The organism is Aquiflexum gelatinilyticum (genome assembly GCF_024813435.1).
GTDB classification, from domain to species: Bacteria; Bacteroidota; Bacteroidia; order Cytophagales; family Cyclobacteriaceae; genus Cognataquiflexum; species Cognataquiflexum gelatinilyticum.
In genome coordinates this window covers 231,005-252,153 of the sequence record NZ_JANAEZ010000001.1, presented here as the reverse complement: position 1 = coordinate 252,153, position 21,149 = coordinate 231,005, and the positions used below count along the sequence as shown (strand labels likewise).

The window sequence follows — 21,149 nt, the reverse complement described above, 5'->3', positions numbered from 1 at the left end:
ATTTTTAAATCATCCTTTTTAATTCAATCATGAAAAAAATTTTAATCACCGGCGGTGCCGGATACATCGGTTCTCATACCGCTGTTGCACTTGTCAATTCGGGTTATGAACCTGTCATTGTTGATAATTTTTCCAACTCAGAAAAATCAGCTTTGGAAGGAATCAAATCGATACTTGGCAAAGAAGTAAAGTCTTATGAAGTGGATTGCCTTGATAAGAACGGCATGGAAAAAGTCTTTCAGGAAAATGATTTTTCAGGAGTCATCCATTTTGCCGCTTCCAAAGCCGTGGGAGAGAGTACAAGGTTGCCTTTGAAATATTATTCCAACAACATCGATTCACTTATCATTCTTTTGGAATTGATGTCAAAATACAAGGTGAAAGACCTCGTTTTCTCCTCATCGTGCACCGTTTACGGCCAACCAAAAGTATTGCCGGTCACAGAAGCCACGCCGAGACAGGACGCAGAGAGTCCCTATGGCAACACCAAGAAGATTTGTGAGGATATCCTAAGGGATTTCATTTTGAGTGGAGCAGCTTCAAGGATTGTTGCCTTGCGGTATTTCAATCCCGTAGGCGCGCATCCAAGTTCGGCGATAGGGGAGTTGCCCATCGGTGTTCCTGCCAACCTGATTCCATTTGTCACCCAAACGGCCGCAGGTATCAGGGAGAAAATCACCGTCTTCGGCAATGATTATGATACTCCTGACGGTACATGTGTCAGGGATTATATCCATGTGATGGACTTGGCGGATGCGCATGTCAAAGCTTTGAAATACCTGTCCGAACAAAAAGATAACTTTTATGACATCTTCAATGTCGGAACCGGCAACGGCAATACGGTTTTGGAAGTCATCAAGACTTTTGAGAAAGTAAGCGGTCAAAAATTGAATTATGAGATTGGCCCAAGAAGAACAGGCGATATCGAAAAAGTATGGGCCAATACGGACAAAATCAACAAGGTTTTAGGTTGGGAAGCCAAGTATTCTTTGGAAGATTCGATGAGAGATTCATGGAATTGGCAGGTGAAATTGGGGAAGAAATAAAAAATCAATACTGATTTTAAAATTTATATGTTTGAAATAGAATCGAATAGGTAATGATTGGGCAATTTTTCAAAATCATTTTTTGCAAAAAAGCTTCAAATAATTACCTTTGCCACACTCTAAACGAAGAGTATTAAAACGGAGTGGTAGTTCAGCTGGTTAGAATGCCTGCCTGTCACGCAGGAGGTCGCGGGTTCGAGTCCCGTCCATTCCGCATAAAATCTTATTTAATCTAACTTGGAGTGGTAGTTCAGCTGGTTAGAATGCCTGCCTGTCACGCAGGAGGTCGCGGGTTCGAGTCCCGTCCATTCCGCAAAAGCCTCAGATAATATCTGGGGCTTTTTGTTTTTTCAAGCCTTTATGATTTTCTGAAATTCATTTGTTTTCATAAGATTTATTCAATCATCCCACAAACAATGATCTTCAAATACAAATAATTTTTCTTCGCAATAATCTTTTTATCTTTGCCTCAGTCAAAAAAACCAATTATGCTATTAGAATTCGAAAAACCAATTGCTGATTTGGAGTCCAAACTTCAGGAAATGAAGGATTTGGCCAAAGGAAGGAATATAAATTTGACTCCTGATATACAGTCATTGGAAGATAAAATTCAGACTTTGAAAAAAGAAACTTTCCAAAACCTGACCAGGTGGCAGCGGGTTCAGCTATCCCGTCATGCTGACCGCCCCTATTCGTTGGATTATATCTATGAGATTACCAACGATTTTATAGAATTGCACGGCGACCGGACTGTGAAGGACGACAAAGCGATGATCGGAGGTTTGGGAGATATTGATGGCAGGACGGTGATGTTTATCGGTCAGCAGAAGGGCCGCAATACCAAGCAGCGTCAAGAACGTAATTTTGGTATGGCCAATCCGGAAGGGTATAGAAAAGCCCTCAGGCTGATGAAAATGGCCGAAAAATTTGGAAAGCCCATCGTCACTTTGATTGACACTCCCGGAGCGTTTCCGGGCCTTGAAGCAGAAGAAAGAGGTCAGGGAGAAGCCATTGCACGAAACCTCAAAGAGATGTTTATGCTTAAAGTGCCCGTCGTCTGTATCATCATCGGTGAAGGTGCCTCAGGTGGCGCATTGGGAATTGCGATAGGTGACAAAGTATATATGCTGGAAAATACCTGGTATTCGGTTATTTCTCCGGAGTCCTGTTCTTCGATTTTATGGAGAAGTTGGGATTACAAGGAACAAGCCGCGGAAGCATTAAAGCTGACAGCACCGGATATGAAAAACAATGGTCTGATCGATGGTATCATCGCCGAACCGCTAGGCGGCGCACACAAAGACATGCAAACCATGGCAAAAACCATCAAAGCGACGATTATCGAAGCATTGAAGGAATTGGATAAAATTAAACCTGAAAAGCGCATTGATCAGAGAATTGAAAAATTCTGCGCGATGGGGGTTGTTGAAGAATAGTGCCTAATTTGAGTCCCACAAAAAAGCTGAGCTTCTCTTTCTAAGGATGATGGTTCTCTGATTTTTGTGGGATTTTTTATATCCTGTAAGTTATGAAATTACATGTCATCAATACCGGATTTTTCAAACTTGACGGAGGGGCAATGTTTGGCGTTGTTCCAAAATCCCTTTGGTCCAAAACCAATCCGGCAGATGAAAATAACCTTTGTTCTTGGGCGATGCGTTGTCTTTTGGTAGAGGTGGGAAATAGGCTTGTATTGATAGATAATGGCATAGGAGAGAAGCAGGATGCCAAATTTTTCTCTCATTATTATCTCCATGGAACCGACAGTCTGGAAAAATCCATCCGTTCTAAAGGTTTTGACTTTGCGGATATCACAGATAATTTCCTGACACATTTGCATTTTGACCATAGTGGAGGTGGAGTGAAGTATCGCCAAGCTGATCCAAACCGTGTTGAAATGACTTTTCCCAATGCGATTTATTGGACCAATGAGGACCATTGGAATTGGGCGATCCATCCCAATGCTCGGGAAAAGGCTTCTTTTCTTAAAGAAAACCTGCTTCCCATGCAGGAAAGCGGGCAGTTGGAATTTCTTGATTTGGAAAAAAAGGAATTGTTTGAAGGATTTTCTTTTATGACCGCAGACGGCCATACTGACAAGCAAATGCTTCCCAAAATCCAATACAAAGGCAGGACTGTTGTCTTTGTGGCCGACTTGCTTCCTTCTGTGGGCCATATTCCTTTGCCCTATGTCATGGGATATGATACCAGGCCTTTGTTGACTTTGGAAGAAAAAAGAGTTTTTTTGGAGGAGGCTGCCAAAAACGAATATGTCCTTTTCCTCGAGCATGACCCCGTTCATGAATGTTGCACTGTGAAAATGACTGAAAAAGGCGTAAAATTAGACCAAACATTCTCTCTTGATGAACTCTGAAAAAAAAATAGGCATTGCACTTTCCGGCGGAGGAGTCCGAGGAGTGGCCCATTTGGGCGTTTTGAAAGGGCTCAACGAACACAATATTTTCCCCAATAGAGTAAGTGGAACCAGTGCCGGAGCAATTGCGGGAGCTTTATATTGCGCTGGGAATTCTCCTGATGAGATTTTTGAAATCATTGTCAAGACAAATTATTTCAAATTTCTAAGACCTGCGATCAGCTGGACGGGGATTTTGAAAATGGATTCTGTAGAGGAACTTTATCTCAAATATCTTCCGGACAATGATTTTGCAAAGCTGAAAATACCCTTGACAGTTGCTGCGACGGATGTGAAAAGAGCAAAAGTTGTTTATTTTTCAGAAGGTCAATTGATCAAACCAATAATGGCTTCTTCTTGTATACCCGGTATGTTTGACCCAATCGAAATCGGAAAAAACCATTTTGTGGACGGAGGAGTCCTAAACAACCTGCCTGTTGAACCGCTAGATGGAATCTGTGATGCGATTATCGGGGTCAATTGCAATTGTCTTCAAGTGGAGCATAACATCAAAAACATCAAAAGTCTCATCGAAAGATCAGTCATTATGGCAATGAATTATAACGTTTATAGCCGAAAAAATAAATGTGATTACTTCATCGAACCACCCGGATTGGCACGTTATGGGGTATTTGATATCAAGAAGGCAAAAGATATCTTCGATGCCGGATATCAGACAGCCATTGAATATATAGCGGAGAATGAAACTATTTTGGAGTTGAGTCAAAAAAAGAAAAAATCTATAAAAGCATGATGAAGTTTTTGTCAAGAATTGTTTTTTGGTTGAGCGGTTGGAAACTGAATGTGGGCTGGCCAAAGGATCTTAAAAAAGCAGTGCTGATAGCTATACCACACACAAGCAATTGGGATTTGCTGTATGCCCGTGCTGCATTTTTTCTGATGGATATCCCTGTTAAGTTTACTATCAAAAAAGAGGTAATGGTTGGACCTTTGGGTTGGTTGATAAAAGTCTTGGGTGGAATTGCCATCGATAGGCAGCGAATTCCCGGAGGAAGAAAACAGACCTATACAGAAGCCATGGTCAATATGCTCAAAGAATCCGAGGAGCTAGTCATCATGGTGACACCTGAAGGCACAAGAAGCTATGCTCCAAAATGGAAATCAGGCTTTTACCATATTGCCTTGGGAGCGAATGTTCCAATCGTAATCGGCTATCTTGATTACAAAAAGAAAGAAGCCGGCATCGGCCCGGTTATCTATCCAAATGGGAATATGGATGAGCAGATTGAAGAAATGAAGGTTTTTGGAAGGACAGTGACAGGAAAGCATCCGCAAAAAGGAATCCGCTGATTATTCCACAGTCAGGGTAATGTCGTCAAAGTAAATTTTCCCGGTCGTTCTTGATCCCATGACAAGGTAAACTACAATATTGTCCACCTCTTCAGGGGTATTTGGCAAAGTAAGCCTCAATTGGGTCCATTCAAAAGTCCCTGAAACTCCGATTTGATTTTGTGTGGTCACATACCTTCCAAAGGTATTTCCATTGCTGTCTTCCACAGGAAATGCCCTGATGGAGATGAAAACATTACTTTCTGGTCCTTTCAGTTCGATGTTTTCACCTTTTAGATGTGCTCTCAATACCAATTTCCTACCTTTTGAAGGCATGGGCCCATTGTAAGATTGTCTCCAGGTCGCTGAGTTGGTGTTAAGGCTATCACTGTTTTCGATAAAAAGTGACTTCTTAGAAGATCTGAATACCTCTGTACTTGAACCTAGGTTAAAACCCGGCTCAGTAACCGGAACCCATGGAGAAATAGATCCGTCAGGAGACTCAAGATCCGAATTTCTCAATAGTTGGGTTTTGGCAGGCAAGTCATCATCTTGAGCGCAAGAGATCAGGATGCCTAAAACCAAAATTAAGAAGTGACTTTTTTTCATTGGGATTTATGATTTCCAATTACAGGAACGGACAGGAAACCTGAATGTTTTGACCAATATCGATTTCAACTTTTCTCAATATGTTCAAACTCAAAATTCATATTTAAATCCCGAAATTCCCAATTGAAAAAGTTGGATTGACATATCATGTCCCGCTTTTTTCCAGGAAATGCATATGAGGAAATTATCTATATACTATGAAGAAATGATCCAAAGCATCTTTTCGATTTTATAAAACGTTTGTGGAATTCAATGTGGTAAAATTTATTGATGTCAAATGTCATTTTTACCAAATTTTTTCCTGAAATAAAATTAATATTCATATATTTTAGACAATTACCCCGAAGACCACCATAAACCCAAAACAACATGCAAGACAGTATCATCACCGCCGTTTTTCTACCCTTGGCTTTGGCCTTTATCATGCTAGGTATGGGCTTGTCTCTAACCGTAAAAGATTTTAAAAACATCTTTGTTTATCCTAAGGCAATGATTTTGGGGTTAACCAATCAACTCATTCTTTTACCGATTTTTGGTTATGCCTTGATTCAGTTATTTGGTCTGACGGGTGCTTTGGCAGTAGGTGTGATGATTTTGGCAGCATGTCCCGGCGGCGCCACCTCCAATTTGATAAGCCACCTATCCAAAGGAGATACTGCACTTTCCATCAGCCTGACAGCTGTGAGTTCATTGGTCACGATAATAAGCATACCTCTCATTGTTAACTTCGCGATTTCCCATTTTGGGGAGGAGGGAAGCATCACATTGCCTGTGATGGAGACCATCATTCAGATCGCCGGCGTCACCGTCGTACCGGTTTCTATCGGAATGATTCTCCATAAAAAATTTCCAAAACTTTCCCAAAAAGCTGACAGACTTGTGCGCATTGCCTCAGCAGTTTTCTTTGCACTTATCCTGATTGCAGCCATATTGAAGGAAAGGGAGAATCTGGTTGATTTTTTTATTCAGTCCGGGCCCATTACTCTGATGCTCAACTTATTGACCTTGACAGTTGGGTTCTTTTTGGCCAGGGTTTTTCTTTTGTCCAAAAGACAAGCCATAACCATTGCCATCGAATCAGGTATCCAAAATGGGACTTTGGGAATCATGATAGCAGCAACTTTGCTCAAAAATTCTGAAATGACCATTCCTGTAGCCATTTACAGTTTGATTATGTTTATGACTGCTACAGTGATCATTTTGATGACAAACAGGAAAACAGCCTAAGGTTTTACAAGGTCAATAAGAAATTACTTTCATTTGGTGGAACTGCTAGTCCCAATTTCACACAGATATCAGAGAAATAGCCCGGCAAATCAGCTTCTAGCTTAATCGTTTCTTTCGTCATTGGATGGACAAATTCAAACTGCCAGGCATGGAGGAGAAGGTTATCCATTCCAAAAGTATCCCTGAAAAAATGATTTTGTCTGTTGTCTCCATGTGTGCTATCGCCGATTACGTAATGCCTGTCATGAGCCAAATGCCGCCTGATCTGATGCATTCGGCCGGTGTGAGGATAGACCTTAAGAAGTGAATAACGGCTTGTAGGATATCTCGAAGTGGAAGCAATGGGAATTTCATTCTGTGAAAGGGTCCAATATTCCGATTTGGCTTCCTGCAAATCTCCTATTAGTTTTTTTTTCAAGGGATGTTCAATAACCCCATGATTTTCAGTCATGTATCCTCTGACTACTGTTAGATAAAATTTCTTAACATCTTCAGTAGGAAACAAAGGCTGTACAAGCGAAGCAGCTTCAGAGGACAATCCAAATACCAAAACTCCTGAAGTAGGTCTGTCAATCCTATGTAAGGGAAATACTTTTTGACCGATCTGTTCTTTAAGGACCCTTTCAGCTATCAACAAATTTTCTTCAAATGCAATATTAGTACGGTGTACCAACATGCCTGCGGGCTTGTTTACTGCTACAAAATATTCATCCTGGTAAAGGATTTCCAGATTCAAATTTTCCAAAAGCTATAGAATTTAGGTGCTAAGGTAAGGTATTCAAATTTTTCACCAAACAATCCCCTCCTTCCCTTTCCCACTTATCCTTCCCAAAAATCCCTTGATATAAATACCAAAGAAGGTTTTTTGATTTCGCCTATATTGGGAATGAATATAGCCTAAAACCATCATGAAAAAACATTTACTCACTGCAGCGCTCATGCTCATTACCTTTTCTTGGGTATTTGCACAGGAAACAAGGGAAATAAAAGTAGAATCTTCCTCTGTTACAAACGGGGAAGTAATGATCAAAGGAAAGCGTGTTCCATACAAAACTACGGCCGGGACAATGCCTGTATGGAATGAAGAAGGTAAACCTATCGCCACTTTATTTTACACCTATTATGAGAGGACTGATGTGGCGGACAAAGCCAATAGACCATTGGTGTTTTCTTTCAACGGAGGACCAGGTTCAGGATCACTTTGGATGCATCTTGCCTATACAGGGCCTTACAAATTGAATATTGACGATGAGGGGTATCCGCTTCAGCCTTATGGTGTTACCCAAAATCCGCATTCAATCCTTGACGTAGCAGACATTGTATATATCGATCCGGTAAATACCGGTTATTCGAGAATTTTGGACAAGGAAGTTCCCCGTTCAACTTTCTTCGGAATCAACTCTGACATCAAATATCTTGCGGATTGGGTCAAAACATTTGTAACAAGACAAAACAGATGGCAATCACCAAAATACCTGATCGGTGAAAGTTATGGAACAACGCGGGTAGCTGGATTGGTTCACGAGTTGCAAAATGCGCATTGGATGTATTTCAATGGAGTTGTTTTGGTTTCTCCGACTCCTATGGGATTGGATAGAAGCGGTCCCGTTGCCAAAGCCAACTACCTTCCTTATTATGCAGCAACGGCTTGGTATCACAAAGCGCTTCCTGCTGATCTTCAAAGCAGAGACCTGGACAGTATCTTGGCAGAAGTTGAAAAATACACCTTGGATGTGGTGATTCCTGCGATTTCAAAAGGAGGTTCATTAGATCCTGCAGTGAGGGCAGAGGTAGCCAAGAAAATGGCGTACTATTCAGGATTAAGCGAGCAGGTGATTCTTCAACATGCCTTGGCTGTACCTACGAGCTATTTTTGGAAAGAATTACTGAGAGACAAAGGATTGACCGTAGGCAGGTTGGACAGCCGTTACAGAGGCATCGACCAAACAGATGCCGGAGAGAGATTTGATTATGATCCTGCTTTGACAGCATGGAACCATGCATTTTCTCCTGCGATGAATTATTATGCCAAGAATGTTTTGAAGTACAACACAGACCTGACTTACAATCTATTCGGACCGGTTCATCCTTGGGACAGGAGCAATGAAAATACAGGAAACCAGTTGGCACAGGCGATGTTGCAAAATCCATACCTTCATGTGATGACCCAATCAGGATATTATGACGGCGGTACGGATTATTTCAATGCTAAGTATAACATGTGGCAAATGGATCCTGCCGGCAAAATGCAGGAAAGACTTATCTTCAAAGGATACAGAAGTGGTCATATGATGTACCTGAGAGCTGAGGACCTTGCGACTTCTAATGAAGACATCAGGCAGTTTATCCAAAAGTCATTGCCTGGAAAAGGAGTGCCGGCGAAGTATTGATTACTGCTAAAAGATAAAATAAGCCATTTCAACCGAAATGGCTTATTTTTTTACAATTTAATTTGAAAATCACTTTATCAAACCACTAAACTCCTCCAGATTTTTTGGTCTTTGTTCCAACCCGATAGCCTCAGCAATCATCCCGTAAATTTCTTCTTTTTTCTTGCCTGTTTTTCTAAGCAATTGGATCGAGGTCACATCTGAAGATTTTGAAAGCTTTTGGTTGTTTGGACCTTGGATAAGGGGATGATGAAAAAAGGTGTTTCCGGCAAAGTTATTCTCATCCAGAAATTTGGATAGGTATACCTGTGCAATTGTGGAACCCCATAAATCCTTGCCCCGTACGATGAGGTCTACTCCATAATGGATGTCATCTACCAGAGATGTCAATTGGTATGAAGGCATGGCGTCTTTCTTTCTGACCACAAAATCCGTCAGGATCCCGGGAAGTTTCCCGTTTACGATTCCGAGGTTAAGCTCTTTGAATGGGACATCTAGGTGCATTTTGGCTTTGATTCTCCAGGTAATTTCAGGCTGATCAAAAGGCAGATTTCTTCTCAGGCAAAACCCTGTATAATATCCCTTTGGGTTCATTTTTTCGATTTTCTTGCGGCTGCAGTCACAGGCAAAAAGAACCTTTTTATTCCTCAATTCCTCAAGTGCTTTGTTGTACAAAGGCAGACGGTGGATTTGTGCATGATTCTGTTCAAAATCCGCCATATCTCTTGGGCCTTGGTCGTATGGGATTTCCAAAAAATCAAGTGAATCAAAAATGTCCTGAACAAACCTTGGCTTATACCTTTCACGGTCAAGGTCATCAATTCTCAACAAAACCTTCGCTTCATTTTTTTTAGCTAAATGATGGGTGATGATAAATGAATAGATATTTCCGATATGGAGAAACCCACTTGGCGTGGGAGCAAATCTTGTCAATTTGAATTCAGACATGGGTTGGTATTGATTGAATAAGGTATTTTGAAATCTTTTTTGTAACTAGTTTGGGATTTTCCTGACAGCCTATTTTTGAAAATGAAGAACTTCCAACATCTCTCTTTATCAGTAGTATTTATCCTCGTTTTTTGTTTTGGATCATGTGACTCAAAACTAACAGGAAGTAAGTTAATTCAAAAATCCATCGAATACCATGATCCAAAGGGGCAATGGCAAGAATTGAATAGGGTTTTTTATTTTGCTGATTCCCGACCCGGCAAACCGTCCAGACAATATACTGTTCAGATAGACCTTCCGGGTAATTATTTTAAGTATATCAATAGCAGTGAAAACTTTGTTTATGAGGTAGATGGTGAGAATTGCATTGGCTCGGAACAGGGAAGTAAAGAATGCGAAAGGGCCTTGATGCTCCGCAATTATTATGGATACCTTTGGGGATTGCCGATGAAGTTGGTGGACAAAGGAACTGAGATAGATTATGAATACAAATTAGAAGATTTCAACGGGATAGAAGCCTTTGTTGTCCGTGTACCCTATGAAAAGGACATTTGGTATTTTTACCTTAACCCTGAAAACTATTCCATGATGGCTTATAAATTTTATCAAGACGAAGAAAACAACATAGGGGAAATCATCTATCTCAAAGAGGAAGTCATCGTGGGCGAAATGAAAATTCCTGCAGAAAGATCTTGGTACAGGATAGAAAACGATGAGTTTTTAGGAACGGATTTTCTTTTGAAAACCGAAGATCCAATTGTCGAAAATCAGGATTAATATCTTTTAACCATTGAAATTTTTCAAAACCACAGGTCGGAATTAAATTCGAACTGTGAAAAAATTCTGCCTAATCCTTTTCATTTTCTTTGCTTCAGCCCAGATCAAAGCTTTGTCCCAAGTACTAACAGGAAATGTGCTTGATGGCCTGGACAAAGGTTTTTTGGATAAAGTGTGGGTAATCAATCTCCAAAACAAGGACAGCAGTCTTACCAACGAAAGGGGATATTTTAGAGTTAAAGCCGCTGCAGGAGACTCCATATTAATTTCAAAAACCTATTATATACCAAAAATTCTCATTGCAGGAGAGGAAAAGCACATCTTGACAGATATTTATCTAGATGCCAGAACTTTGCCAAGATTTGACTTGTACGGTGAAAGCTATGTAATCCCTTTCAAGGTTGGGAATCAATCTACCATGAGAGGCCTTTCAGACAGGCCAGCTGGTCCTGGTAAAATCTATGCCGGTTTGGCTAATAATCAGTCACTCCAACCTGGACTGACTTTGGATGGTCCCATTTCCTATTTTATGAAAAGTGAAAGGCAAAAAAGGCAATATGCAAGAAAGTTAGCTTTTTTGGCAAGTCAGGAGGATTACCTAAAGCTGATTCAGTCGGACTCCGTAATGGCAGCTTTAAAATATGAATATAACCTGACGGATGAAGACCTTGATGGGTTAATTATCGAGTTTAACCTTCAAAACATCGATCATCAATTTGTAGGGATGGAGTGGGAAAGAGTGGAAAAATTACTGATTGATTTTTTGGATAACCGGGCAGGTTATAAAAGAAAAGAAGATTAAAAAAAACCACTTCCGAAGGAAGCGGCTTTTATGAACTTAAACTAGCAATCTGAAATTTTTTATAAGACTTTTGGTCGAATAAATGTAAGTACAATTGGTGCCTGGATTCCCGATAACAAAACATGAATTTTAGTTTATGAGAGATATTTGTTTTCCCTGAACCAGGACTTATTTGTAAAGTTGAATCGATAGGCTTTTTTAATCGTGTATACTCTAAAAGTAAAAAATCAGTTGCTTCATTCAATATTTTGATACATTGAATTTCTTAATCTTTGACCAAAGTATTTTTTATATTCTCTTTTTGATTGACCATGTAACCAAAAACCTGGCAACCATTTCTCCCTCTGGATTTGTCCCTGTGGATATCATAGTGATGGTATTGCTTTCACCGGGTTTCAATTCATCTACCAAATTCTCCAATTCACGCCCCTGATTACAGGTAAAAGTTATTTTTTGATTTGCCTTTTTATGGTATTCAGCTCTGAAGTCGACAACCAACATGCTAAAACTCCCTTTGCCTGCCATGCCCACCTGACAAAGAGCTCCTGTGCTCAATTCTGCTGCACCGGCCATTGCTGCAAAATATATGGACTTAAATGGATTTTGACTTCTCCAAAAGTAGGGGATGGTAACAACACATTTTTCTAAGGACAAATGCTTGATTTTCAATCTCCAAAACACAGCGGAAGGCAATTTAAACAACATGGCCCACCAAAAAATAAATGGGTTACTCATTCGGTCAATATGTTTTTTGGCCTCGGGTGTCATATTCTTTTTTGATTTTATTGTTTCAAATTAATCAAAAAATTGAGACCCTGTTTTTGATGTGGCATCTTTTTTGGGCAATTTTGAATTAAAATCAGATGTATGTTTAAGAAGATAGCGTTTTTTATTGCAATGGGGATATTTGTGTATTCCTGTGCCCAGGTTCCTATGAGTGGAAGGAGTCAGCTTGCCTTGGTTGACAATGCTGAATTGCTTCCAATGGCTTTCGTAGAATACGATAAAGTTTTGAAGGAAGGAAAGGTAATTACCAACACCGCAGATGGTCAAATGGTAGTAAAAGTGGGAAAGCGGATCGCTTCCGCCGTAGAAAAGTATATGAAAGCCAACGGATTTGAAAACGAGCTTCAAGGGTTTCAATGGGAGTTTAACCTAATCCAGGAAGCAATTGTAAATGCATGGTGTATGCCAGGAGGTAAAGTTGCATTTTATACAGGAATAATTCCGGTTTGTCAGGATGAGGCTGGTATAGCAGTTGTAATGGGACACGAGGTGGCCCACGCTATAGCTAACCATGGAAGGGAAAGAATGTCAAACGGGATGTTAATGAATGGACTTCTTGGGACAGCACAAGCTGCAATGGGACAAAACCCAACATTGACACAAAACCTCATGTTGCAGGCTTTCGGTGTCGGTGGGGAATTGGGAATGCTGTCCTTCAGTAGAAAACATGAATTGGAAGCTGACCAATTGGGATTGAATTTTATGGCTTTGGCAGGATATGACCCGAGGGTGGCTCCGGCATTTTGGGAGAGAATGGAGAAAGCAGGGTCCGGTGAAGCACCACCTGAATTCCTTTCCACCCATCCAGGCCCGAAAAAAAGGATAGATGAATTGAATAAACAAATGTCGGTTGCTTTGGAATATTATGAACAAAGCAAAAAGTAATTGGGGCTTTTGTTTGAAACAAAAAATGCAGCCTGATAGATTTCAGGCTGCATTTTTTATTTCATTACCAATTAACCAATATTACCTCTGGTTGAAGCTTCTCAATTTGACTTGAGTGAATTTTCTTTTTGTGTCCAAAGGGAAATCTCCTTTCATCATCCAATCATAGTAAGAAGGTTCTTCTTTGAGGACATTTTCAATGGTTTTTCCTTTGTGCTTGCCAAAATTGAAACATTCCTCTCCGATTTCATTGAAAATAAATCTGCCGGCCAAGTCGACCATTTTTTCATTGAGTAAGTTATGGATTTTCTTCATGTCATTTTGGAAAACCCCTAATTTGTTTCCCTGCAAATCTTCAGCTTCTTCACCGTCATACTTTTCCATTTGGGCTTTGAATACCTCATAGGAAGCTATGGTATCTGCTTCTGCACTATGCGCATTTTCAAGGGTTTTGCCGCAATAGAACTTATATGCTGCTGATAAGTTTCGCTTTTCCATCATGTGGAAAATCTTTTGAGAATCAAGGATGTTTCTTTTTTCGATATCAAAATCGATCCCTGATCTTAGGAATTCTTCCACCAATAGAGGAATATCAAACTTAAGCACATTGAAACCTGCCAAATCAGCGCCCTCTAGAAACTGAAATAATTCTCGCGAAAGGGATTTGAATGTAGGAGAGTCTTTTACATCTTTATCATATATGCCATGAATGGCCGAACTCTCTGCAGGAATGGGAATAGTTGGGTTGATAAGTGAGGTTTTGATTTCCTGTCTTCCGTTTGGGTGAACTTTCAAAATTGAAAATTCAACAATCCTGTCGGTCGAAATATTGATACCGGTAGATTCAAGGTCAAAAAATGCAATTGGAGATTTGAGATTAAGATTCATCAGGAATGGGTTTGATTGATTTTTGATTTTAAGATAGATAAGTCCATGTCATCGTAATTTCCGGAACTCATCAGCAAAAGATTGGTACATACGTAGTCAAATGACTCTAAGAAAGCTTTAAGCTTTTCAATTTCTGTGAAAAGGATGAGGTCTTTTCTCCGGAATGCATGCTGTAACCGACTTTCATCCATCAGTTCAAGCTTCTTCAAAGATACGGCTTTTGGGTTTAAATAAATAACCGCTATGTCCGCCAAGTCAATCGTATGTGCGTAATTATCCACAAACTCCTTATTCAAAGAACTATAGGTATGAAGTTCCTGGACGGCTATCAGTTTTCTTTCAGGGAACTGATTTTTGACTGCATTTACTGTGGCTTTTAGTTTTGAGGGAGCGTGTGCAAAATCCCTGAAAAGAATTGCTGTTTCTGATTTTGCCAATATTTCCTGTCTTTTTGCAGCTCCTTTGAATTCAGGGATGGCTTCATAAAACTGTTGCTTTGTAATGCCAATAGATTCACAGATATGAAGTGCGCCTTGGAGATTTTGAAGGTTGTGTTCACCAAAAATGTTTAGTTCCACATCTCCCCCCACTGTTGTCAGATAAGTCTTTCCCTCATTTATTTTGTAAGGATGAGCTTTGTAGGGAATTAGATTGATTTTTTTTGGATCGCAACCCTCACCTAAATCGTTCACGTTTCTATCCTCCTGACAATAAATAAAAGTCCCACCTAACGGTGTCATTTTTACCAAAATCTCAAACTGCTCTTTGTAATTTTCGAAAGTGGGAAATACATTAAAATGATCCCATGCAATACCGCTCATAAGGAGGATGTCATGGTGGTAATGGAAAAACTTGGGTCTTCTATCCAATGGCGAGGTAAGGTATTCATCTCCCTCAATGATGATAATCGGTGCATTGGAAAGCTTGACCATCAGGTCAAAACCCTCAATCTGAGCCCCCACAAGGTAATCGAAATCCAATCCATGGTAATGCAAAACATGTAATATCATTGAAGTAATGGTTGTTTTTCCATGACTTCCTGAGATCACTACTCTTTTTTTCTCCTTACTTTGCTCATAGATGAATTCGGGAAAAGAAAAAATCGGAAGATTCAGTTCCTTGGCTTTTTGAAGCTCAGGATTGTCAATTCGGGCATGCATTCCAAGTATAATTCCATCGAGGTCAGCCTTAATCTTATCGGTAAACCAACCTTTTTCTTTTGGTAAGATTCCTGCTTTTTCCAATCTGGTTCTTGATGGTTCATAGATTTCATCATCTGAACCTGAAACCTCATATCCTTTGGCAACCATTGAAAGTGCCAAATTGTGCATTACTGCACCTCCTATAGCTATAAAATGATATTTCTTTGACATAAATCTTCTGCAATTTCCAAAAGTAACAATTCGTGCCATTTCGAATGGGCAGAAACTGGATTAATTTTTAAGAACAAAATCAAATACATCACTAAATCAGAATCTATTCACACCAAAATAATTCTCTCTGATTTCACAATAGATTGGGCTAATAATTTGATAATGTACCCGTTATGAAATGTGTTGATAACAAGTGTATAAATTGTTCAAAAAGATACAGTCAAAGCATTTACTTTTGTTATTATGGCAGACAATAAACCTACTGGAAAAGACAGGATCACAAGCAGAAGAAAACCGGAATTGGGACTTACCTCAGGAATGGGAAAATTACCTCCTCAGGCAACGGATTTGGAAGAGGCTGTATTGGGTGCCTTGATGCTTGAAAAGGATGCCTTGACCGCTGTGGTCGACATTTTGAAACCTGAAAGTTTTTATAAAGAATCCCACAAGGCAATATTCACTGCTATTCTTGATCTTTTTTCGGATAGCCAGCCAATCGATTTGCTTACCGTCACCAACCAACTCAGAAAAAAAGGACAGTTGGAACTGGCAGGAGGTGCTTTTTTTATCACCGAACTTACTTCAAGGGTTTCATCAGCTGCCAATATAGAATACCACGCGAGGATTGTGACTGAGCAATCCATGAAAAGAGAAATTATCAGCATTGCGTCTGAAGTACAGCGCGAGGCGTTCGAGGACACGACAGATGTTTTCGAGTTGTTGGATAAAATGGAGCAATCGCTTTTTCAGATTTCAGAAAAGAATATCAGAAAAAATTATGCTGATATGCGGTCGATCCTGAAAGAAGCAATCATGGAATTGGAGTCCAAGAAGGGTCAAAAAGATGGTTTGACAGGAGTTCCAAGCGGATTCACGGCATTGGACAGGGTTACATCAGGATGGCAAAAATCAGATTTGGTCATTATAGCTGCAAGACCTGCAATGGGAAAAACAGCTTTTGTTTTGTCAGTACTTCGAAATGCTGCAGTAGATCATAACCGGCCTGTTGCAATTTTTTCTTTGGAAATGTCATCCATTCAGTTGGTCAACCGTCTGATTTCCTCAGAGGCAGAATTGGATTCTGAAAAGATCAAAAAGGGGAATCTTGCTGAATATGAATGGGAGCAATTGGTTCACAAAACCGGTAAATTATCAAAAGCACCTCTTTTTGTGGATGATACTCCGGCTCTTTCTATTTTGGAACTCAGGGCAAAATGTAGGAAACTCAAAGCCCAACATGACATACAAATGATAGTCATAGATTATCTTCAGTTGATGTCGGGTGACAATAAATCTGGTGGTCAAGGAGGAAATAGGGAACAAGAAATCGCCAGTATATCCAGGGCTTTAAAGAAAATAGCTAAAGAACTCAGTGTTCCGGTGATCGCATTATCACAGTTATCTAGAGCTGTGGAAACCAGAGGAGGGGATAAGAGGCCGCAATTATCGGATTTGAGGGAATCAGGAGCGATAGAACAAGATGCAGATATGGTCATGTTCCTTTATCGACCTGAATATTATGGCATTACTGAAGATGAAGACGGTAATTCAACCGCCGGTGTTGGAGAAGTAATCATTGCAAAGCACAGAAATGGTTCCTTGGATACTGTAAAACTGAGGTTTATCGGAAAATACACCAAGTTTACTGACCTCGAAATGAATATTCCCTACAAATCCCAAGAGCCTCTTTATGGCCACAAATTCCCAAGTGGTTCTTCAGGACAGGCATTTGAATCGGGAAATACCATCAGGCTTTCCAGTAAAGCTAATGGAGGGGATTTGGATGATTCATTTCCCGGTGGAATTGGTAGCGGTAAACCTGCGCCGTTTTGAAACTTTAAATTGATTAAGTTTTTAAATAACAAATATCACTTAACCAAAATTTCTTGAAAGCAATCGTTCTCAATAGAACCCTACCAGAAGGAATAGAATTTACTGATTTGACTTTGCCGAAATTGGGCTCGGATGAAGTCAAAATCAAGGTCAAGTCAGCCGCACTCAACCATCGGGATGAGTGGTGTCGTCAGGGCAAATATGCCAATTTACATGATGGAATTATTTTGGGTTCAGATGCTTCTGGAATCGTGGTTGAAGTGGGCAAAGAGGTTGATCCTGATTGGATAGAAAAGGAAGTAATTATCAATCCTGCCTCAGATTGGGGAGAAAATTCAAATGTCCAGGCCAAAAACTTCAAAATCATGGGAATGCCAGAACATGGGACTTTGGCGGAATATGTTCAGGTTAAGTCAGATAGAATCCATCTTAAACCCGATCATTTGAATTGGGATGAAGCAGCAGCCCTGCCTTTGGGGGGAGTGACTGCATTTCGGGCTTTATTTCGGCAAGGAAATATCCATGCCAGTGACCAAGTTTTAATCACAGGTTTTGGCGGTGGAGTAGCGCAATTTGGAGTACAGTTTGCGCTGAGTACGGGTGCAAAAGTTTATATTAACAGCAGCAGTGAAGAAAAAATCCAAAAAGGTTTGGGCTTAGGATGTTCAGGAGGTTTCAATTACAATGATGAAAGTTGGACGGAGAAAGCAATTTCGCAAACAGGCGGCTTTGATTTAATCTTGGACAGTGCTATGGGTGAAACATTGAACAATCTTATCAAAGTCACCAAGCCTGCAGGAAGAGTGGTTTTTTATGGAGCAACAAGAGGGAATCCTACAGGATTTGATGGAAGAAGGCTTTTTTGGAATCAGATCAAAATGATCGGAAATACTATGGGAAATGATGAGGACTTTGGTAATATGTTGGAATATGTCACCAAAAATAAAATTACTCCTTTGATTGATCAGGTATTTGATTTAGATAATTCATTGGAAGCTTTTGAGCGGATGAAAGAAGGGAAGCAAACAGGAAAAATTGTAATCAGGATCTCTCAGTAAAGGTCATTTTCAAACAAAAAATTCTGAAAGCTGTTTTTAAGTTCTTTGATTGCTTTTAAATCCTTTTGTGATTCTGCCAAATGTATCCCTTTTTCATAAATGATTTTTGAAAATTGGACTTCTCCTAAATCCGCAAAAAATGCAGCTGCATGAAAATAGGTAGGAAGGTATTCCGGAAATTCTCCGAGTAGTTTTTTGAAATGAAAAGTTGCTTGTATCGGATCAACTTCAATAAATTCCAAAGCAAGAGCGTATATGTTGAAAGGATTGTCTGGTTCCTCCTCAGCAAATGATTTCAACATTTCAATGCGTGACACTTTGGACATGAATTCTTTTTTATATTATATCCTAATTACTAAATTCACGCAATTTAAAAATAAATAACCTAAATATACATAGATGAAAATTCTTGTTTGCATTACCCATGTGCCGGATACCACATCCAAAATCCAATTTACAGATAACAACACCAAGTTTGATAAAAACGGTGTCCAATTCATAATTGGGCCTTATGACGACTATGCTTTGGCAAGGGCAGTGGAGTTAAAGGAGCAATTGGGAGCTAATCTGACAGTTTTGAATGTAGGAGAAGCTGAGACCGAACCAACCTTGAGAAAAGCTTTGGCTATCGGAGCTGACGACGCCATACGGATCAATTCATTCCCAAAAGATTCCCTTTTCGTGGCAAAGCAGATTGCAGCAATTGCCAAGCAGAATGGTTATGACCTAATATTGATGGGAAGGGAATCTATAGATTTCAATGGAGGAATGGTACATGGTATGGTTGGGGAATTGCTTGGAATTCCATCTATTTCACCTGTGATGAAGTTGGAGATTGAAGGTGAAAAAGTGAAAATGGCAAGAGAAATCGAAGGAGGAAAGGAATATGTGGAGGCAAAACTTCCTTTGATAGCAGGTTGTCAAGAGCCTATTGCAGAATGGAAAATTCCAAACATGAGAGGTATTATGTCAGCAAGGACAAAACCCCTTGTCGTAATAGAACCAAGTTCTGATAATCCGGTGACGGAGGTTACTTCTTTTGTCCTTCCACCTACTAAAGGCGCCGTAAAATTGGTAGACAAAGACAATGTGGGAGAATTGGTGAGGTTGCTTAAAAACGAAGCAAAAGTACTTTAATATTTAATTAATAACTACTTGAAAAACAAATTGATATGTCAGTTTTAGTATATATAGAACATGCGGAAGGATCCGTCAAAAAAACAAGTTTGGAAGCGATTTCTTATGCCAAAGCATTATCTGATAAGCTTTCTTTGGGAGAGGTGATTGCAGTGGCTTTGGGAGCAATTTCTACAGATGAATTGTCGAAAGCTGGACCTGCCGGCGCTTCAAAAGTCATCCATGTGGGTGATCAAAAGTTAAATGATGGGATCATCCAAGCCCATGCAGAAGCTGTTGCGCAAGTATATAAAAAAGTAGGTGCATCCACTTTAGTATTGGCAAAATCTTCTTTGGGAGACGCCGTAGCTGCAAGACTTGCAATTAAATTGGATGCGGGATTGGTTTCAAATGTTGTTGAACTTCCCGATGCAACCTCAGGATATAAAGTCAAGAGAAGTATTTATACAGGGAAAGCATTTGCTGAAACTATGGTTAATACTGAAAACAAAATTCTTGCGGTCAAAAAAAATGCAGTGGATCTAAAAACTGATGGACCTGCAGTTGTGGTAGAAGAAGTTACACTTGAAATTCCTGCAGCAGATTTTGTCACAAGTATTACCTCTACAGACAAGGCAACCGGGGAAATTTTACTTCCGGAGGCGGATATTGTTGTGTCAGGAGGAAGAGGAATGAAAGGACCTGAAAATTGGGGTATGATCGAAGAGTTAGCCAAGGAACTCGAAGCTGCGACAGGATGCTCAAAACCAGTATCCGATATAGGATGGAGGCCACATCATGAGCACGTGGGTCAGACCGGCGTCAAAGTTGCCCCAACTTTATATATAGCTGTTGGAATTTCGGGCGCTATTCAACATCTTGCGGGGGTAAATTCATCAAAATGCATCGTCGTTATTAACAAAGACCCTGAGGCTCCTTTCTTCAAAGCAGCTGATTACGGTATAGTAGGGGATGCATTTGAAATTCTTCCAAAGCTAATAGAAGCTGTCAAAGCCCAAAAATAAATAACTGTGGATCAGACCATTGAATTAGAAATTTTAGGATTATCATCAAATCATTCCCAATCCGGCTCTTTTACTTTGGTAATGGGTGAAGTAGGTGGGAGTAGGAGGCTTCCCATAGTTATTGGAATGTTTGAGGCTCAGGCAATTGCCATTGAGATTGAGAAAATCATCCCCAACAGACCTATGACGCATGATCTGTTTAAATCATTTTCTTCTAATTTCAATTTCTCTATTGACCATATTCTGATTTCAGATATGAGAGAAGGTGTCTTTTATGCAAAAATTGTGTGTAAAAATGTTTCAAAAACAGTGGAGATAGATGCAAGGCCATCAGATGCGATAGCAATAGCAGTAAGATTTGATGCTCCCATATTTTGTATTTCAAAAGTAATGTCTGAAGCGGCAATAGAATTCAATGAGGATGACGAAAAAAGAGATTCCCAAAAGCCCATCAAATCTAGTAAAACCTCTACTACAACCCCAAAAAGCTCTGATTCCTTAAAGGATTTCAGTTTGGATAAGCTAAACCAAATGCTGGACAAAGCCATCAACAATGAAGATTATGAAAAGGCTGCCAGAATAAGGGATGAGATTAACAGGAGAAACTAATTGGTAAGCCTGGCATAATCCAGGCTTACTTTCTTTAATTTATAAGGGTTTTGTTTTTTAATTATTTTAGCCCA

General features: G+C 39.9%; 22 protein-coding genes and 2 tRNA genes. 17 read left to right on the top strand and 7 right to left on the bottom strand.

What is annotated here, in order from left to right; translation table 11 throughout:
- The first annotated feature begins 29 nt into the window (after positions 1-29).
- The 7 genes from galE (at position 30) to NK987_RS00980 (ending at position 4,770) form a co-directional block, all read left to right on the top strand.
- Positions 30-1,046, top strand: coding sequence for a UDP-glucose 4-epimerase GalE (gene galE / locus NK987_RS01010; protein WP_259262357.1), 1,017 nt, complete (start codon positions 30-32; stop codon positions 1,044-1,046).
- A 140-nt stretch (positions 1,047-1,186) separates the two neighbouring features.
- Positions 1,187-1,260, top strand: a tRNA-Asp gene (locus NK987_RS01005).
- Positions 1,261-1,285: 25 nt separating this feature from the next.
- Positions 1,286-1,359: transfer RNA gene (locus NK987_RS01000), tRNA-Asp, on the top strand.
- Between the two features lie 175 nt (positions 1,360-1,534).
- Positions 1,535-2,482 (top strand): acetyl-CoA carboxylase carboxyltransferase subunit alpha, encoded by a 948-nt coding sequence (locus tag NK987_RS00995; protein ID WP_259262356.1) that lies wholly within the window; start codon positions 1,535-1,537, stop codon positions 2,480-2,482.
- Positions 2,483-2,574: 92 nt separating this feature from the next.
- Entirely contained in the window at positions 2,575-3,420 is an 846-nt protein-coding gene (locus NK987_RS00990; RefSeq protein WP_259262355.1) for an MBL fold metallo-hydrolase, read from the top strand.
- Positions 3,410-4,213 carry a patatin-like phospholipase family protein gene (locus NK987_RS00985; RefSeq protein ID WP_259262354.1) on the top strand — a complete coding sequence of 268 codons (804 nt, stop codon included), beginning with the start codon at positions 3,410-3,412 and terminating at the stop codon, positions 4,211-4,213. The genes NK987_RS00990 and NK987_RS00985 overlap by 11 nt, the downstream gene beginning before the upstream one ends.
- Positions 4,210-4,770, top strand: coding sequence for a 1-acyl-sn-glycerol-3-phosphate acyltransferase (locus tag NK987_RS00980; RefSeq protein ID WP_259262353.1), 561 nt, complete (start codon positions 4,210-4,212; stop codon positions 4,768-4,770). Before NK987_RS00985 ends, NK987_RS00980 begins: the two co-directional genes overlap by 4 nt.
- Here the strand turns inward: NK987_RS00980 and NK987_RS00975 are convergent, their stop codons facing one another.
- Positions 4,771-5,358 (bottom strand): hypothetical protein, encoded by a 588-nt coding sequence (locus tag NK987_RS00975; protein WP_259262352.1) that lies wholly within the window; start codon positions 5,356-5,358, stop codon positions 4,771-4,773.
- A 369-nt stretch (positions 5,359-5,727) separates the two neighbouring features.
- On the opposite strand from NK987_RS00975, the gene NK987_RS00970 reads away from it, so the two are divergent.
- Positions 5,728-6,585: a bile acid:sodium symporter family protein gene (locus tag NK987_RS00970; RefSeq protein WP_259262351.1), complete on the top strand. Its 858-nt coding sequence runs from the start codon at positions 5,728-5,730 to the stop codon at positions 6,583-6,585.
- A 4-nt stretch (positions 6,586-6,589) separates the two neighbouring features.
- Here NK987_RS00970 and NK987_RS00965 read toward each other — a convergent pair whose 3' ends face one another.
- Positions 6,590-7,330: a pseudouridine synthase gene (locus NK987_RS00965; RefSeq protein WP_338021179.1), complete on the bottom strand. Its 741-nt coding sequence runs from the start codon at positions 7,328-7,330 to the stop codon at positions 6,590-6,592.
- 163 nt (positions 7,331-7,493) lie between these two features.
- Here NK987_RS00965 and NK987_RS00960 point away from each other — a divergent pair, with 163 nt between their 5' ends.
- On the top strand, positions 7,494-8,975 hold the full coding sequence (locus NK987_RS00960) for a S10 family peptidase (RefSeq protein ID WP_259262350.1): 1,482 nt from the start codon (positions 7,494-7,496) through the stop codon (positions 8,973-8,975).
- 69 nt (positions 8,976-9,044) lie between these two features.
- On the opposite strand, the gene NK987_RS00955 is transcribed toward NK987_RS00960, so the two are convergent.
- Positions 9,045-9,923: a glutamate--tRNA ligase family protein gene (locus NK987_RS00955; RefSeq protein WP_259262349.1), complete on the bottom strand. Its 879-nt coding sequence runs from the start codon at positions 9,921-9,923 to the stop codon at positions 9,045-9,047.
- 81 nt (positions 9,924-10,004) lie between these two features.
- On the opposite strand from NK987_RS00955, the gene NK987_RS00950 reads away from it, so the two are divergent.
- Together NK987_RS00950 and NK987_RS00945 are read left to right on the top strand one after the other, a co-directional pair.
- Positions 10,005-10,700 carry a DUF6503 family protein gene (locus NK987_RS00950; protein ID WP_259262348.1) on the top strand — a complete coding sequence of 232 codons (696 nt, stop codon included), beginning with the start codon at positions 10,005-10,007 and terminating at the stop codon, positions 10,698-10,700.
- Between the two features lie 55 nt (positions 10,701-10,755).
- A complete protein-coding gene (locus NK987_RS00945) occupies positions 10,756-11,502 on the top strand; it encodes a hypothetical protein (RefSeq protein WP_259262347.1) in 747 nt (248 codons plus the stop codon).
- 288 nt (positions 11,503-11,790) lie between these two features.
- Here the strand turns inward: NK987_RS00945 and NK987_RS00940 are convergent, their stop codons facing one another.
- Positions 11,791-12,237, bottom strand: coding sequence for a DUF4442 domain-containing protein (locus tag NK987_RS00940; RefSeq protein ID WP_259262346.1), 447 nt, complete (start codon positions 12,235-12,237; stop codon positions 11,791-11,793).
- Positions 12,238-12,369: 132 nt separating this feature from the next.
- Here NK987_RS00940 and NK987_RS00935 point away from each other — a divergent pair, with 132 nt between their 5' ends.
- A complete protein-coding gene (locus NK987_RS00935; RefSeq protein WP_259262345.1) occupies positions 12,370-13,173 on the top strand; it encodes a M48 family metallopeptidase in 804 nt (267 codons plus the stop codon).
- 81 nt (positions 13,174-13,254) lie between these two features.
- On the opposite strand, the gene NK987_RS00930 is transcribed toward NK987_RS00935, so the two are convergent.
- Both NK987_RS00930 and NK987_RS00925 read right to left on the bottom strand, forming a co-directional pair.
- Positions 13,255-14,061 carry a 3'-5' exonuclease gene (locus NK987_RS00930; RefSeq protein ID WP_259262344.1) on the bottom strand — a complete coding sequence of 269 codons (807 nt, stop codon included), beginning with the start codon at positions 14,059-14,061 and terminating at the stop codon, positions 13,255-13,257.
- Positions 14,061-15,434, bottom strand: a complete 1,374-nt coding sequence (locus tag NK987_RS00925) for a UDP-N-acetylmuramate--L-alanine ligase (protein WP_259262343.1) — start codon at positions 15,432-15,434, stop codon at positions 14,061-14,063. Before NK987_RS00925 ends, NK987_RS00930 begins: the two co-directional genes overlap by 1 nt.
- Before the next feature lie 243 nt (positions 15,435-15,677).
- On the opposite strand from NK987_RS00925, the gene dnaB reads away from it, so the two are divergent.
- Complete coding sequence (gene dnaB / locus NK987_RS00920) at positions 15,678-17,267, top strand: replicative DNA helicase (protein WP_258423527.1); 1,590 nt, start codon at positions 15,678-15,680, stop codon at positions 17,265-17,267.
- 53 nt (positions 17,268-17,320) lie between these two features.
- Positions 17,321-18,325 (top strand): quinone oxidoreductase family protein, encoded by a 1,005-nt coding sequence (locus tag NK987_RS00915; protein ID WP_259262342.1) that lies wholly within the window; start codon positions 17,321-17,323, stop codon positions 18,323-18,325.
- On the opposite strand, the gene NK987_RS00910 is transcribed toward NK987_RS00915, so the two are convergent.
- The gene (locus tag NK987_RS00910; RefSeq protein ID WP_259262341.1) at positions 18,319-18,651 is read right to left on the bottom strand and encodes a tetratricopeptide repeat protein; all 333 of its coding nucleotides are present in this window, start codon (positions 18,649-18,651) and stop codon (positions 18,319-18,321) included. The genes NK987_RS00915 and NK987_RS00910 overlap by 7 nt on opposite strands.
- Positions 18,652-18,724: 73 nt before the next feature.
- Here NK987_RS00910 and NK987_RS00905 point away from each other — a divergent pair, with 73 nt between their 5' ends.
- Genes NK987_RS00905 through NK987_RS00895 form a run of 3 tightly spaced genes read left to right on the top strand, consistent with a single transcriptional unit; the run spans position 18,725 to position 21,075 of the window.
- The gene (locus NK987_RS00905; RefSeq protein ID WP_259262340.1) at positions 18,725-19,462 is read left to right on the top strand and encodes an electron transfer flavoprotein subunit beta/FixA family protein; all 738 of its coding nucleotides are present in this window, start codon (positions 18,725-18,727) and stop codon (positions 19,460-19,462) included.
- Positions 19,463-19,497: 35 nt separating this feature from the next.
- Positions 19,498-20,466: an electron transfer flavoprotein subunit alpha/FixB family protein gene (locus NK987_RS00900; protein ID WP_259262339.1), complete on the top strand. Its 969-nt coding sequence runs from the start codon at positions 19,498-19,500 to the stop codon at positions 20,464-20,466.
- Positions 20,467-20,472: 6 nt separating this feature from the next.
- Complete coding sequence (locus tag NK987_RS00895; RefSeq protein WP_258423531.1) at positions 20,473-21,075, top strand: bifunctional nuclease family protein; 603 nt, start codon at positions 20,473-20,475, stop codon at positions 21,073-21,075.
- The last annotated feature ends 74 nt before the right edge of the window (positions 21,076-21,149 follow it).